Source organism: Shigella sp. FC1544 (assembly GCF_001722145.1).
Taxonomy (GTDB): Bacteria; Pseudomonadota; Gammaproteobacteria; order Enterobacterales; family Enterobacteriaceae; genus Escherichia; species Escherichia coli.
In genome coordinates, this window is the sequence record NZ_MECT01000464.1 from 1 (window position 1) to 408 (window position 408).

Annotated in this window: 1 protein-coding gene; it reads right to left on the reverse strand. The window is 55.6% G+C overall.

Annotated features, from left to right (window positions below):
- The coding region (locus BGK49_RS18405; protein WP_069375806.1) for an IS3 family transposase at nucleotides 1–408 on the reverse strand (408 nt) is incomplete at both ends.

Consider the following 408-nt stretch of genomic DNA (forward strand, 5'->3'; position numbering starts at 1 on the left):
CCCAGCATGACGTCCTGTACTGTTTCACTGTTGAAGCCGCCGGTAGTCACCGCCCAGTGCAGTGCCTCACGCTCACAGCAGTCCAGCGCGAACGTGACACGCAGTCTCTCTCCGTTATCACAGCAGAACTCGAACCCGTCAGAGCACCATCGCTGATTGCTTTCTTTCACGGCCACTCTGCCTGTATGTGCCCGTTTCGATGGCGGTACAGCAGGTTTTCGCTCAAGCAACAGCGCATTCTGGCGCATGATCCGGTAAACACGTTTGGCATTGATCGCAGGCATACCATCAAGTTCTGCCTGTCTGCGAAGCAGCGCCCATACCCGACGATAACCATACGTGGGCAGCTCTCCGATAACATGGTGTATACGGAGAAGCACATCCGTATCATCAGTGTGACGACTGCGG